This window comes from Solitalea lacus, assembly GCF_022014595.1.
GTDB lineage: Bacteria > Bacteroidota > Bacteroidia > Sphingobacteriales > Sphingobacteriaceae > Solitalea > Solitalea lacus.
On the sequence record NZ_CP091740.1, the window covers coordinates 4,165,249 to 4,179,475 of the forward strand.

The 14,227-nt window shown below is 36.4% G+C and carries 11 protein-coding genes; 4 read left to right on the forward strand and 7 right to left on the reverse strand.

Annotation, left to right across the window (positions count from 1 at the left end; translation table 11 throughout):
- Window positions 1–49 precede the first annotated feature (49 nt).
- The 5 genes from L2B55_RS17905 to L2B55_RS17925 all read right to left on the reverse strand — a co-directional run bounded on the left by L2B55_RS17905 (window position 50) and on the right by L2B55_RS17925 (window position 8,568).
- Window positions 50–1,984 (reverse strand): DUF3857 domain-containing transglutaminase family protein, encoded by a 1,935-nt coding sequence (locus L2B55_RS17905; RefSeq protein WP_237847668.1) that lies wholly within the window; start codon window positions 1,982–1,984, stop codon window positions 50–52.
- A 2-nt stretch (window positions 1,985–1,986) separates the two neighbouring features.
- Window positions 1,987–3,975 carry a DUF3857 domain-containing protein gene (locus L2B55_RS17910; RefSeq protein WP_237847670.1) on the reverse strand — a complete coding sequence of 663 codons (1,989 nt, stop codon included), beginning with the start codon at window positions 3,973–3,975 and terminating at the stop codon, window positions 1,987–1,989.
- 288 nt (window positions 3,976–4,263) lie between these two features.
- Window positions 4,264–4,959, reverse strand: a complete 696-nt coding sequence (locus tag L2B55_RS17915) for a response regulator transcription factor (protein ID WP_237847671.1) — start codon at window positions 4,957–4,959, stop codon at window positions 4,264–4,266.
- A gap of 14 nt (window positions 4,960–4,973) precedes the next feature.
- The gene (locus tag L2B55_RS17920) at window positions 4,974–6,668 is read right to left on the reverse strand and encodes a sensor histidine kinase (RefSeq protein WP_237847673.1); all 1,695 of its coding nucleotides are present in this window, start codon (window positions 6,666–6,668) and stop codon (window positions 4,974–4,976) included.
- Between the two features lie 13 nt (window positions 6,669–6,681).
- A complete protein-coding gene (locus L2B55_RS17925; protein ID WP_237847674.1) occupies window positions 6,682–8,568 on the reverse strand; it encodes a S9 family peptidase in 1,887 nt (628 codons plus the stop codon).
- A 183-nt stretch (window positions 8,569–8,751) separates the two neighbouring features.
- Between L2B55_RS17925 and L2B55_RS17930 the strand changes: the two genes are divergently transcribed.
- Together L2B55_RS17930 and L2B55_RS17935 are read left to right on the forward strand one after the other, a co-directional pair.
- The gene (locus tag L2B55_RS17930) at window positions 8,752–9,651 is read left to right on the forward strand and encodes a molybdopterin-binding domain-containing protein (RefSeq protein WP_237847676.1); all 900 of its coding nucleotides are present in this window, start codon (window positions 8,752–8,754) and stop codon (window positions 9,649–9,651) included.
- A 50-nt stretch (window positions 9,652–9,701) separates the two neighbouring features.
- Entirely contained in the window at window positions 9,702–11,507 is a 1,806-nt protein-coding gene (locus L2B55_RS17935) for a tetratricopeptide repeat protein (protein ID WP_237847678.1), read from the forward strand.
- On the opposite strand, the gene L2B55_RS17940 is transcribed toward L2B55_RS17935, so the two are convergent.
- Window positions 11,497–12,636, reverse strand: a complete 1,140-nt coding sequence (locus L2B55_RS17940; protein ID WP_237847681.1) for a polysaccharide deacetylase family protein — start codon at window positions 12,634–12,636, stop codon at window positions 11,497–11,499. The two genes, L2B55_RS17935 and L2B55_RS17940, sit on opposite strands and share 11 nt — an antisense overlap.
- Before the next feature lie 160 nt (window positions 12,637–12,796).
- On the opposite strand from L2B55_RS17940, the gene L2B55_RS17945 reads away from it, so the two are divergent.
- Together L2B55_RS17945 and rfbC are read left to right on the forward strand one after the other, a co-directional pair.
- Window positions 12,797–13,114, forward strand: a complete 318-nt coding sequence (locus tag L2B55_RS17945; protein ID WP_237847683.1) for a DUF4286 family protein — start codon at window positions 12,797–12,799, stop codon at window positions 13,112–13,114.
- Between the two features lie 53 nt (window positions 13,115–13,167).
- Complete coding sequence (gene rfbC / locus L2B55_RS17950; RefSeq protein ID WP_237847685.1) at window positions 13,168–13,710, forward strand: dTDP-4-dehydrorhamnose 3,5-epimerase; 543 nt, start codon at window positions 13,168–13,170, stop codon at window positions 13,708–13,710.
- An 11-nt stretch (window positions 13,711–13,721) separates the two neighbouring features.
- On the opposite strand, the gene L2B55_RS17955 is transcribed toward rfbC, so the two are convergent.
- Window positions 13,722–14,222, reverse strand: a complete 501-nt coding sequence (locus tag L2B55_RS17955; protein WP_237847687.1) for a nuclear transport factor 2 family protein — start codon at window positions 14,220–14,222, stop codon at window positions 13,722–13,724.
- Between the last annotated feature and the right edge of the window lie 5 nt (window positions 14,223–14,227).

Consider the following 14,227-nt stretch of genomic DNA (forward strand, 5'->3'; position numbering starts at 1 on the left):
AAAAGAGGAAGCAATTGCCCCCTCCCTGTATATTATAATCTATTCTTAATTAATTGGTTGCCAACCCTCCTCCATTATTTAACAGCACCACTTTGGATTTATCGGCTTTAGCAATGGCAGCGAAGAAATCGGCCAATTCATTATAAGTTGAAGCGTCAAACCTGCCACTATTCATTACCAGCTTACGGTAATAAGTTACTGTATTCTTTTCTACTTTGGTGGTGGTTGTAAACTCGCCAAATCGCGACTTTAAATTAACATCAACAGGTTTTGACTCAACACCTGAAAACCCATCGGGCATAACATATTCTATTTTATCTTCGTCTACGTACGGAAATTTCATTACTATTTCACAGGTCCTTTTCTCCGATTTATCCGGCACCCAAGTAAACTGATTTAACAAATTAGGCTGCAGAAATAAACGTTTACCACTAATGTTTATATAATTATTGAAATCAAATTTTACATTTTCGATAACCGTTGGCAACTTGCCTTTATCAACCTCATGCGAAAAACTATTAATTACTACACCAGAAAGGTTTATTTCTTTGTATAATTTTTTTTCCAATTCGCCTTTACTTTCCATGGCTATATCTGCGCTCAAGTCATCTTGCATGGCCCCACAATAAGTTGATTTAAGGTCCACCTTACCATTACCATCCATATCAAAAATAACTTTCGCTTCTCTCTTTTCTTTATTCTCTGCAAGTGCAAGCACCGGTGTTTTGATCAACTTACCCCCTTCTTTATTAAACGACAACACCCAGCGATCAGCTGTAAATTGACCTAGGTAATTGAATGCATTATATTGGCTTGTGCATTCCAACCAAATACTGTCTTTTTCCATAGGCACGTTTAAAATTACGTGGTTAAACTGATTGGAGGGAAAACCTATGTGCATATTGGCTCCTCCATCGCCTGCATAAACAAGCGTAGGATTGGATGGTATACCCGCTTCCTTTAGTAAAGAATGCATATAATTAGTTAAAGCCTTACAATCGCCGTAACCGCGTGAAGCGACATAATTGGCATCGAAAGTTTGCCATCCTCCAATACCTAATTGAACACCTACATAGCGGGTATTTTTTTGAAGATACTCATAAAGCACTTTCACTTGTTCCCGCTTGTCGCCAATATTGGCAATAAGTTCTTTTACTTTGGCTTTCATTGCTTCAGGTAAAACATTACGATCGGCATTTAACTGGTAATTCCATAATCCAAAAGATTGCCAAGTAGACATATCACCTTTATAACCTTCTATTTCAAACTGCGAAGGGGCTAATAATACCAATGGTGTTCGTTCATTTAATTTAGGAGCGAAAACTTCAGACTTTACAGCAGGATAATCTGTTAAGTTCCATTCCAAAACTATTTTATCATTTTCAGTTGATTGTTTTAAAGGAGTAGAAACACGCATTTCTTTAAACCTTATATTCATTGTAGAAGGATAAATTATCTTAAAAGTGCTCTGCTGCACTGAAAGATTGAAGTGATCAACAGGCTGCCATGGAGGCAACCACAATATTCCGTTAAATGCCGATTCTTCTTCAAACTCAACTGTAAAAGGGTAAGTATGATGTTTTATCGTTGCAGCTTTAACACGGTTATCATCATAAAATGCATCCCCGCCGCCTGTTTTAACATCCAATATATCGGAACTTTTAAGTTTGGCAACTTGAACTCCTGTAGAATCATAAACTTGTCCTTTTAAGCCTTTAAACGGAGTTAACTTATCATATTGAACAACGCATTCGGTAAACTCATTTGCATGTTTGTTTAAAATAGTAATGGCATAACGATGAACTAATCGAGCAGATCCTATACCATCAATGGTGAGGATGTATTCCTCTGAACGTTTTACGGCATCAGCACCTTTGCGCAACTCAGCCGGAATATCCTTAACCGGATACTTTTTATCATCACCAGCTAAACTACTCAATGTATTTAACAGGCCTAAAGAAAGTAGAAGTAATGCTTTTTTCATTATTACTGGCTAATCTTTTTTAATACAATTTGCTCAGAAAACTTATTTAAAATTGCTGAATAAAAGGACTTTAACCCTTCATATTCGTCGGCTATGAACATTTTTTTATTAAAACTGAGAGTTGAGCGAATCTGAATTTTATTTTCAACCTGCCCAACTATGTATGTAAACTTAGCTCCGCCTTCTGATAAGTTCAAAAGTGCCGACTTAGGTAATTCTTCCACCGCATAGCCTTGGGGAACTTCAATAGTTACCAAATTGGTCTCATCACTCAAGGTCGGATAGCTTACCGGGAATTTACGTTCCTTAGCTTTAAACTTGCTTACCTTATTTCCTGAAAATAAAATTGGACTGATGTACAAAATATTAGCAGAAGGCTCCCCATCAGATTCAAATGACAAATGGCCAACGAATGTTGTATCAACCTGTTTTACATTTTCGAAACTATGCTTTGTTATAGTTACCCCATTTGTTTTAAAAGCATTTTTCACAAATTCGTCTTCAGATGTTGCAGCAGTTAGTGCTGTTCTTAAATTAGCCGCTGCATAGTCCTTAGCATAAATTACTATAGTTCCAGTAAGTTTACCATCTTTAACCCCAAAGTTTATGTTTGTCGACTTTCTTGCCCGTACTTGATCGTTTTCTAAATCAACCCATCTTCCTACACCCTTTTCGTCAATTAATCGCCCACGTCCGTTTAGGCAATATTCCGGAAGAAGGTAAGCGGGACGGTTAGCATCAGTCGCATCTAATAAAATATCAATTGTATCTACCTCAACAGCAGCTATCACATTATTAAAATTATTAATCATTGGATAGTACTCATTCACTCGACCATGCCTTCGGGTGCTTAACAAAACAGGGTTGGCTTTTAAACCTGCTTCACGCAGCATACCAACCAGCAACAGATTAATATCAGCAGAGCTACCATTTTTTTTCTCAAATACTGTTCTTGGAGTTTGAGATGCCCACATGTTTACATCGCCATTCCATTTTACATTTCTCTTTAAAAAGTTAGCAATAGCAATTGAACGGGTTGTCGGATCAGCATTTTGATCCGCAATCTGTTTGATTTGATCTTTTAAAAAGCCTGTACGGTTAATTGAACTAGCAAAGCCGTCGGTTTTGTAAATAGCTTCCGTTACCTTTTCCCAGGTATTCAATACTTCTCTATAGTTTGATTCTGGATATTTGGTACCCTGAAGCTGAAATTTAATTTTTGAAACATAATCCTCGCGTGTAGTGATAAATTCATCATCTCCAAATGCTGGTACATCTTTCATCACCCAGCGATAATCAGTAGCTCTTGCCTGAATAGTTTCAGATCCTCCAGAAGTTCTGCCTCCTCCTAATCCTGGGCTAATTGAAGAAGACCATCTGATAGTAAATTGATCACCGGCCTCCTTTTTCTCATTGATGAAGAAAGAGTTATATCCCTGACTTTCTAACTTATAATAAAAATACTCTGGAATTCTAGCATTATATTCACTCCACAAAACCGGGTATTTACTCTGAAACTCCCACTCTTTGAAAAACAAAACATAGTTTGAGCGTATTGAATAAGCAAACTCAATAACAGCACCTTCCTTTACATTAGGCAGTGTAAATTTTCGTTGCTTATAGCTGTCAGTTATCTGTTCATCGAAGATACCTTTGCTATCAAGCTTATATTCCGCAATTTTTCCATTCTCCAATAAATAAGTAACACCTTTAAGCTGGGAAATCTTTTCCTTCGTATTGAGACCATCATAATAAGGGATAACCACAGTTGCTGCATCAAAGGCTCCTTTATTAAAAATTTTAATCCGGCAATGACGTTCGTGAACAATTTCAAAATCATCTTGTCCAAATTCAAAATGTGTATTGCCTATATCTGACAATACAACGGCATTAGCACTTGAGTCAGGAGTGTAAACTGGCATTGTCATTTCTTCCATGCTCACTTTCCCATACTTGACAGGAGCTTTCTGAGCATATGAGACGAATGACATTAACAATAAAAGGTATAAAAAGTATGCACTTTTTATAAATGGTTTGGTTAAGTAAAGATTTGGCATTTGTGTTTATGTTTTTGTTTAATCAATAATAACGTTTAGTGAGATAACTCGTAACGGGCCTAATGTAGGAAATTATGTTTTATACAACGTGAGTAAAAACACCTATAAACTCAGCAGTTATTTATAACATTTATTCATAAAACAATATAATGGCGGTAGATGAGAAAGCAGCTTCTCGTGGGAATATTGGTAAATGCAAAAACCGGCAAATGCCGGTTTTTGTTAATCTATATTGAATTTATATCCTATTCCTCTTACTGTTTGTAACAGCTGTGGATTTTCAGGATTATCTTCAATTTTCTTCCTCAAGCGAACAATATGCATGTCTAAAGTTCGGGTATTTACATCCGAATTATATCCCCAAACTACCTGCATCAGTTCATCTCTGTTAATTACCTTATTTGGGTTTTTAAGAAAATAAAGCAGGATTCGGTTTTCCAAAATAGTCAGCTCAATTTTCTTACCATCAGTAGTAATTAGAGAGTGGATACTTGGGTGATGCTCCATGTTATGGAATTTGTGAATTTCCGATTTATCCTGAGTAAGCATAAACTTCACTTTATTTTCCAACAGAGCTACCAAAACATCCATATTAAATGGTTTGGTAATGTAGTCTGAAACCCCAAAGTTATATGCATCAATTTTGTCCACATCTTGCGCTTTAGCTGTCATCATGATAATAAGATTCTCAAAATTTTGCTGACGCAATGAAGAACAAACCGCTGAGCCTTGCTTTCCTGGCAACATCCAGTCGAGCAATACTACTTCGGGTTCTTCCTTTAAAACTAAAACTTCGCCATCGGGACCGTTGGCGGCTTCAAAAACAGTATATCCCTCTTTCTCCAATCGGCTGGCAACCAAAAAGCGGAGATTTTCATCATCTTCTATAACTGCAATCTTGATTCTCTTCCTTTCCATAGAGTCATCAGTTTTTATCGTGAATTAATCTTTCTTAAAGGTAAAATAATTTTAAATTCTGAACCCTGTCCAAGTTTACTTTTTACGCTAATATCACCATTCATGAAATTGACAATCTCTTTGCAGAATGCCAATCCAATACCAACACTGCCATGACGATTAAACTCGTTCTCAACTTTATAAAACTTCTTAAAAATATTTTCGAGTTCTCCTTTTTCAATGCCTATGCCCTGATCAACAAATTTAAAAACCACAGCTTTGCGCTGTCTTTTCACATTGATATTCAAATATTTATTTCCAGGAGCCGAATATTTATAGGCATTATCCATCATATTGGTAAATACACTATTGAGCAATACGGCGTCCGTTTCAAATTGTGCAATATCTTCAATTTGGTATTCAACGTTAAAATCAGGGTACTTTATATGATAGGCATCTACCAGATTCTGACAAAACACCTCCAGATTTATATTAGTAAATTTCAGCTTTATCGATTTGTTCTCTAACTGAGTAAACGACAAAAGCTTGGTCATCAAATCGTTTAGCTTATCTGCTTCTTCATTTAATATTCGGCCATAATTTAAACGTTCACGATCCGTAAGTCCATCACTGCTCCTAATATTATCCCCAGCTATCTTAATAACACTAACCGGCGTTTTAAATTCATGGGTTAAGTTATTTATAAAATCATATTGAAGTTTAAATAACTTTTGGTTAATGTTCAAATTTCGGAAAATTAAATATGCAATAAACAATACCAATAGATACACTACAATAAATCCAATTGCTAATGGGGTAAAAATGCGGTAAATCTCTTTATTTAAATGCTCTTTGGTTGAAATGAAATAAAGCTGGTAGTCGGAGAATGCGCCTGGAAGTGATATACCCGTTGTGTAAAAATGCTTCGTATCTGTACTCAATGAATCAAACATAAACGACTTAATGAGTATGTTTTGATACAATTGCGGATTTACATTTTCAATTTTAAGTTTCGTTGGATCAAGGTGAAACACAACAAGATCTTGTTCATAAGTTGGCGATGGCGGTTGCGAACCTGGCTTAAAAAAATCTTTGTAAACACTTAATTCCTGCCTGCGAGGAACATTTAGAAAACTGACCTTGCTATCGTTTATTGTATAAAAATTATTAAAGATCTGACTGTTATCAGGAATTCGATTGGTATCAACCTGCTCCACATATGAAATAAATTTCAACATGGCACTACTAAAATCAGTCTCCACAGAAGGGGGATAGTTATAAACCTCTTTTTTGCGGCTATATAGTAACTCAGGCTGACTATTACGCTGATACTTATGAATTGATTTAAACTCTGCCGAAAAATGATCCTTTGTTAATCCGGTAGTAATTTTATGATTACTAATTTCCAGATCATAAAACACAAGTGAACTTATAAACGGGTAGTTGGCAAACAGGTTCTTTGAGATTTTGCCAACTGATTCTGATTCGAGAAAGCCCTGATACAATGAAAACTTTGGAACTTCATTATTAAGAAGTTCATTATAGGGTTCAATAGATTTATCAAGCACTTTGGCCTTATCACTATCAAATTGACCTTCAACAAATTTTTGCGTGAATTTATATGCTAAAAATAGAGCCAGTACAAATGACAGTGAGATTAGTATGAAGAAACTGGTAATTAAAACCAGGTTTTGGCGGTATTTACTTCTTTGTTGAGACTTACTTTCCAAAACTGAGAATAAGTTATTTCTTTAAATTTTCGTTAAAAAATTCTTCCATCGCTTTATAAAACTCCAGCCTGTTTTCCTGCTTCAAAAAGTAAGTACCTTCATTTTGCTTTAAAATGTAGCTAACATCAACACCTCTTTTTTGCAAATTTTTAACCAATTGACTGGTTTCTTGTGTGTTTACACGTGGATCTTTAGCTCCTTGGGCAATTAGAAAAGGTACTTCTATATCTTCGGCATGAAAAATCGGAGAAGTTTCACGTAAAATATCTGCTTCGGTTTCCGGATTTCCTACTTGCGCATAATACATGCCTTGCATTGACTTATAGTAAGGAGGAATATCTTTTAAATACGTAAACAGGTTTATAATCCCGCAGTATGAAACCCCACACCTGTACAAATCAGGATTTTGAATGCAACCCACCAACGCACTGTAGCCGCCAAATCCATTGCCGAAAATCGCTATCCGAGAAGTATCAGCAATACCCTCTTTAATCAACCATTTGGCCCCATCCGTGATATCATTTTGTATTTTACCACCCCATTCTTTAAACGAGGCCTGATAAAAAGATTTTCCATAGCCTAACGACCCTCTGTAGTTCATTTGCAAAACTGCATAACCCCTGTTAGCCAGAAACTGAACTTCTGCATTGTAGCCCCATTTATTGCGGGCCCAAGGTGTGGCTCCACCATGAGGCATAATGATTACCGGCAAATTCGTAGAAGCTTTCCCCTTTGGCAAAGTTAAATATCCGTGTATCGTTAAACCATCTCGAGTTTGATACTGAATAGGTTTCATCTCGGCCATCTCAGTTTCCTTAATCCATGGCGCAATATCACTTAACTTGCTTAATTTATCAGAGTTATTTTCATACAGGTAATATGTTCCCGGATTTTTATCACTGTATGTTCTGATCAAGAACTTTTCTTCGTTTTGATCCACGCCAGTAATCCAAAGATCTTTACCCGGAAGTTTTTTTGCTATTTTATCATAAAAGCATGCATAAGGCTCATCAATGAAATGTACTTCATACTTCCAGGTAGTAAAGCCAACCCACACAATTTTTTTCAGAATTTTGGAAAGTCCGATCTCATTCACGTCCACATCTTTGTTCTCGTAAATAGTCCTGACTTCGTTGCCGCTTTCAAGATCGAGCTCAACTAAGGCCGTTTTATCTCTACCTATGTTTGATAAAGCATAAATATGTTTATTATTATCAAAGGTAAATGCTTGTGGATCCAAACTTTCGGTAAAGCCCACTTCCTTTACCACCTTAAATGGCTTATCCTCGGCTGTCCGGTAAAGCAAGCGCTCTGACACTCCATCGGTTTCAATGGCAACCAACAGTTTCCCATTGTGATCAGCCATCCAATTGTTAATGTTTCCCGGATTTTCCGCAATAATTTTCAGCTCACCGGTTTCAAGGTTCATTCGGTATGCATCAAACTTCTTTTCATCGCGCTTATTCATCAGTAACAAAATGTTTCCATCTTGCATAACATCGATAAGACGTACGGTTACTTCTGAATACGGGGTAATATCCCTATTTCCTATTCCATCTTTACCCACGGCAAAAAGATGATAGCGCTCATCACCGTTATTATCTTTTAAATAAATAAGCTGATTGTTACCTCCCCACCAATATTTTGTAATAGAGTTTTCACTTTCTGAAGTTACTTGCGTAATTTCGCTTGTATGTAATTTCTGAACAAATAAATTAAGGCGGTTATTATAAGGTTGAAGAAAGGCTACATAATTACCATCAGGAGATAACCTAAAGAAAGTGCGTTCGGGGTTTCTGAAAAAATCGGCAATAGGTATTTCGCGTACGGTTGTTTTTTTATCACACGCACACAACGTCATCACAAATAAAAACAAAACGCTTCTCAAAAATACCTTCATAAAGTCAATATCCCCTTTTGGTTATTCTTTTGTTAAATCGTGTTAAAAATAGTTAAAATAGAATGCCTTAAACGGGGCTGTAACAACAATTTTACCCCTCAAAAACAACATTATTACGCCGTTTTAATGCTTGTAACAAGGAAACGACATAAACTCGCATAATCATTTAAATTCATTCTAACCTTGATAACAGTAGAAGAAGTTTTATTCTCCATTAATCAGCAATTTGCCCCTTCAAAGCGAATTGTTAGAGTTGATCTGGCTGATTCATTAAATATGTTTTTAGCTGAAGATTTATTGCTGCCTGAAAAACAAAGTGCTTACAATCACAGTAATTATGCCACGTATGAAACAACATTGAAGCGGGGCACTTTATTAAGAGCCTACGAACTCGGCATCTTACATAAACTAGACATTGATCAGGTAAATGTGTACAAAGCAATTGAAACTTGTATACAACCAGTGTACACACACTTATACCCCATAAAACCTATTATTTCGCCAATTATTAAAAGCTTAATTAAAGATTTTAATGGAGTAAACACTGCAATGGAGCCAATGCTCATAATGGAAAGTCCTGATGTTGACCTTCAGATTAAATCATTAATTGATCGATATGACATACTTATGATTACCGGTTATGACCACCATCAACTGGTTCCTAAATTTGAGCAGTTTGGTATTAACTTCACCATTAACAAAATACAACAAACACCCGGAGAGAAAACCATAATAGGTTTTGATGAGCACAAAGTAGTGCTGTTTTTGCCTGAGGAACAGACCGGAGCTTTAGTTTGTGCTGAAATTTACGGAAGGGCCGCAATTTTAAAAGCATTAGGAAAATCATTTCAACCCATAAAAGCAACTTCGGCGAGCCATTATGAAAACACAACATCCTATACACATTTTTCTATAGGCCGTTATTCTATATTCGACAAAGACGTAATTGTTAATTTTCAGCAAAAAGTAGGTGAAATAATACTTACTGATTTTGCCAGTGCGAACTGCTACGTGCGAATATTACCTAACTCAACTATTGTTAAAGGTTCCCAAGTAGAAATTATTCCTTTTATAGGTAATTAATTTTTTTTCATTTACATGTAATAACAAGATTGTTTAATATTTTTACAGATATGCGTCAACTTGTTATTTATTTCTTATTTCTGCTCATCCCAATAGCTTCGATTGCTCAAAAAAGTACAGACGAAGCATTGGCGATGGATTTTTTCCGTAATGGAGAATTTCAAAAAGCAGCAGATTTATATGAAGAAATTTATAATAAAACAGGTTCAGAGCCCAGCTTCAACTCTTTAATTAGCTGTCTTTTAAAACTTAAACAATTTGATAAAGCTGAAAAAAGCGCCCACAAACAGGTAAAACGCAACCCAGGAGTATTACGCTACCAGGTTGACTTAGGCACCATATATAAACAAAGTGGAAACTCTGCTAAAGCTAAAGAACAGTTTAACAAAGTTATTAATGAGATCAATGCCGATATGTTTACCATTACTGATATCGGGCAGAAATTTTATTCTTTAGCAGAATTCGACTATGCAATTGCCACCTTTAAAAAAGGCCGGCAAGTAATGGGAAATGAAACGCTGTTTACTTATGACCTAACCCGCCTATACAATCTAAAGCAGGACAAGGCTGCTGTAATTGAAGAAGCCTTAACTCAAATTGCAGGCAACCCAACTTTCATTAGTCAATCAAAAAGCATCTTATTAAGTTCATTGCAAGAAGAAAAGGACTTTGACGAATTAAAATCCGTTCTTCAAAAGAAAATAAACAAAGACAGCAAAAATCCTGAATTAGCGGAGCTAATGATTTGGCTCCTCTTACAACGAAATGATTTTCAAACAGCACTTGATAAAGCCATTGCTTATAACAAAAACTTCAATGAAGATGGCGAGCGGTTGTTAACCGTAGGCAATGCTGCTGCTCATGCCGAAAAATATGAAATAGCGACACGTGCCTTCGCTGCTATTGCCTCGGCAACACCAAGGAGCCCATTGTATGAAGAGGCTAAACTGGCTTTAATCAGTGCCAAAAATAAAAAAATCACGAGCGGTAATTATACACAAGAGGACCTGATTTCACTAGAGAATGATTACCAACAGGCAATTCTGGAGTTTGGAAAGAGCAATGAAACCTTATATATAATTAAGGAACTGGCTCAATTAAAAGCTTATTATTTAAACAAAATCAATGAAGCGATAAAGTTATTGGAAGAGGCTCTTAAAACGCCAAGAATCTCTACTTCTTTACAATCGGAGTTAAAGCTGGATTTAGGAGATACGTATATTTTAGCCGGTGATGTTTGGGAAGCAACTCTGCTATATGGCCAAGTTGACAAAGCTCTTCGTGACAATCCTTTAGGCCAAGAAGCTCGCTTTCGTAGCGCACGGCTCTCTTTTTGGAACGGCGATTTTGAATGGGCCAAAGCACAGCTTGATGTTCTCAAAGCTTCTACTTCCCAACTTTTTGCCAATGATGCCCTTAACTTATCATTGTTAATTGGTTCTAATATGGGGCCTGATAGTACCAACAAGCCTTTAAGAATATATGCTCAAGCAGATTTGGCACTCTTCAAAAATCAACTAACAAGTGCCAAAAACAAATTGGATAGTTTAAAGTCACTTTTCCCCGGACATCCCCTTGAAGATGATATTTTAATGGCTGAAGCAAAAATTTGTTTAAAAAAAGGTGAAATCCAGGCTGCCGAAAAGAAACTTAACGAAATCGCTGAACGTTTCAGTTATGACATTTGGGGCGATGATGCCCTTTTCATGCTTGCTGACTTAAATGAAAATCAATTAGGTAACAAAACCAAAGCCCAGGAGCTTTACGAAAAATTGTTGACCCAATATCCTGGTAGTTTATATGTTTTGGAAGCTCGTAAGCGATTCAGAACATTAAGAGGAGACGTCATAAACTAAATAGAAAATCCCCAATTAAATCTTCATTCACCTTTTTAAATCGCTGCTTTCCCACTTTAGCCCTCCGTTCCATCAGTTCTTTCCACGTGGTTAAAATAAAGCCTTGATCTTTTAAAAATTGCCTAAAGGCAGGATCTGTCATGGTTAACATATCTCCTTTCCTTCTATTGCCCGAACCTGAAAATTCTTTAAACACTTCTGTTGTTTTTGAACAATGCATAATCACCATAGTAATGCCAGGCTTTATTTGGCTTAAGCTCTCCTGATATTTAGCAGAAAACCAAGCTCTTAAATTCGCATCAGTATTTTCCAAATCCACTGGAAAATCCCACTCTTGACTCATGCCATGTAAATCATCCAGCACAGGCAAGCCTGCGTTCCAAACTTTTTTTCCCAAAGTTCGAGCAAGACGCATCATCTGGGTTAACTTTTCAGCATACAAATCATCCTGCAAGTTTACCTTAACATTTTTTAATCCCGACAAATCATGCATTTTAACTTGTTCAAGCAGCATGGTGTTGTGGCCTCCGGGAAACATAATTGGAATATGTTCCTTTTTACCAATTTTAATGTATTTAATTAGATAGCCGGGCTTTGAAAATACAGTCCCCATATGCGAGTCGAGGTGAGTCGGCTTAAAACCCATCATTTTAGCACGTTTAATTTGGGCTTTAATTTCACGTTCAACCTCATTAGCTGAAGCACTTTTTCGCACAAGATTAACATCTTTCCACATACATCCTTCGTTATCAACTAAACCAGGAACTGCTTCTCTACCGGCCAACGGCCCCCAACGATAGGTATTCCATTCAGAGGTTAAAGTAATGTGGAGACCGGCATCAACTTCGGGATGCTCTTTGATGTATTTCACAATTGGGGATACCCATGGACAGGGCATCATAACACTTAATGAATTAGCCACTCCATTTTCAATTGATTCAATCGCACCCTGATTTGAATCATACGACATGCCAACATCATCAACATGTAATATTATTACTCGATCGCCTTTATTCCAGCCAAGTCGTTCAGCATAAGTTTTTTGAGCATGAGTTGAACCTGTTACTGTTAAAACCAATGCAAAAGCAAGTCCGATTCTGAGGGCGATATAAAAAGCAAACCGTAACATAAGGGTATAAATTGAGGAGGTTATTATAAATTTAATAAATTCTATTCAATATTTTATAACTGACTATCAACTTATTAATGCTTTTTATCAAAACTCAGAACTATTATTCTATTCGGTTCTTCCGTTGTTTTTTGCAACCTTTGTAACAAAATTTAACACAATGGTACAGTATAACGTTACTATTAATATTGATCCTGATTTCGTTGAAGAGTTTTTAATTTGGATGAAGGACAAACACGTTCCCGATGTAATGAAAACGGGGATATTCAAGTCATATAAAATTGCTCAGTTAATTGCCCCTGTTGATCCGGAGCAAGAAGGCACTGTATTCACTTTCCAATATTTTTGTGATGATATGAACGACTATTTCCGTTATGAAAAAGAGTTTGCCCCTGCATTAAGAGCAGACGTGACTGAAAAATACGGCAACAAAATAGTATCGTTCCGTTCAATAATGGAAATTTTAGAAGAAAACTAAATCTCAACTATACTGAGCAGCTTTTAAAATAATCTGCTTCTCTAACAACTTAAATGAAAATTACAACTACGCCTATTGAGGGCCTTTTAATTATCGAACCTCGAATTTTCAACGATAATCGTGGCTACTTTTACGAGAGCTATAACAAAAACAGTTTTATTGAAGCCGGAATTACTGCTGAGTTTGTGCAAGACAATCAGTCGAAATCGCAAAAAGGCGCATTAAGAGGTTTGCATTTTCAAGCCCCTCCTTTCGCCCAAGGAAAATTAGTAAGAGTTATTCAAGGAAGGGTGTTGGATGTTGCAGTGGACATTCGTAAAGATTCATCCACCTTTGGTCAGTCTTTCAGCATTGAACTCAGTGGCGAAAATCAGTTGCAATTTTGGATACCTGAAGGATTTGCACATGGCTTTGTAACATTGGAAGAGGACACCATTTTTAGCTATAAATGCACCAACTTTTACAACAAGCAATCTGAAGGTGGTATTATTTGGAATGACCCAGATTTAAATATTAACTGGGGAAGCTCCGATATACTTGTTTCTGAAAAAGATCAGATCCTTCCCCAATTAAAAGACTTTACCAGTCCGTTTTAGACTAAAAATATTTAATTGTTAAGATAACGCCCGGGAATAGGATTTTCGGGCGTTTCTGCATTCCATGTTATATTTAATATCTTCCATTGCTGACCGTCAAACATCAACTGCAAGCTATTAATACCTCTTTGAAAAGGCTTCTCTTCATCTAGCTTATGGAAAGATTCATACGTTGAAAATACCTGTGCCATATTTCCGAAGATGTCTGTTTTTCTCGAAACTTCCTTTTCGAAAAAGCCTTGGTCTTTAGTTAACTTGCCCAGTCCTTCTAAGTACTGGGCCACTGACAAAGTCCTCCTGGCAGTCTTATTCTCTTTATTGACAAAAACAGGTATTAACCTGGCTTCAGGCACAAAAAAAGATTTAATCAAAGCAGTATCCCTCTGTTGTGCTGCAGGGCCTGAAATCGAAGCATATAAGCCCTTCAAAACTTTATCCAATTTATCTTCCTTTGACTGAGCAAATGCTGAGAATGAAATTAAAAACAGTAAGGAAAAATAAAAACGTTTCATCTGGA

Excerpts from the sequence above, each read along its gene's own strand:
- L2B55_RS17905 (WP_237847668.1), bottom strand. The coding sequence starts at position 1,984 with ATGAAAAAAGCATTACTTCTACTTTCTTTAGGCCTGTTAAATACATTG.
- L2B55_RS17910 (WP_237847670.1), bottom strand. The coding sequence starts at position 3,975 with ATGTCATTCGTCTCATATGCTCAGAAAGCTCCTGTCAAGTATGGGAAA.
- L2B55_RS17915 (WP_237847671.1), bottom strand. The coding sequence starts at position 4,959 with ATGGAAAGGAAGAGAATCAAGATTGCAGTTATAGAAGATGATGAAAAT.
- L2B55_RS17925 (WP_237847674.1), bottom strand. The coding sequence starts at position 8,568 with ATGAAGGTATTTTTGAGAAGCGTTTTGTTTTTATTTGTGATGACGTTG.
- L2B55_RS17935 (WP_237847678.1), top strand. The coding sequence starts at position 9,702 with ATGCGTCAACTTGTTATTTATTTCTTATTTCTGCTCATCCCAATAGCT.
- L2B55_RS17940 (WP_237847681.1), bottom strand. The coding sequence starts at position 12,636 with ATGTTACGGTTTGCTTTTTATATCGCCCTCAGAATCGGACTTGCTTTT.
- L2B55_RS17945 (WP_237847683.1), top strand. The coding sequence starts at position 12,797 with ATGGTACAGTATAACGTTACTATTAATATTGATCCTGATTTCGTTGAA.
- rfbC (WP_237847685.1), top strand. The coding sequence starts at position 13,168 with ATGAAAATTACAACTACGCCTATTGAGGGCCTTTTAATTATCGAACCT.
- L2B55_RS17955 (WP_237847687.1), bottom strand. The coding sequence starts at position 14,222 with ATGAAACGTTTTTATTTTTCCTTACTGTTTTTAATTTCATTCTCAGCA.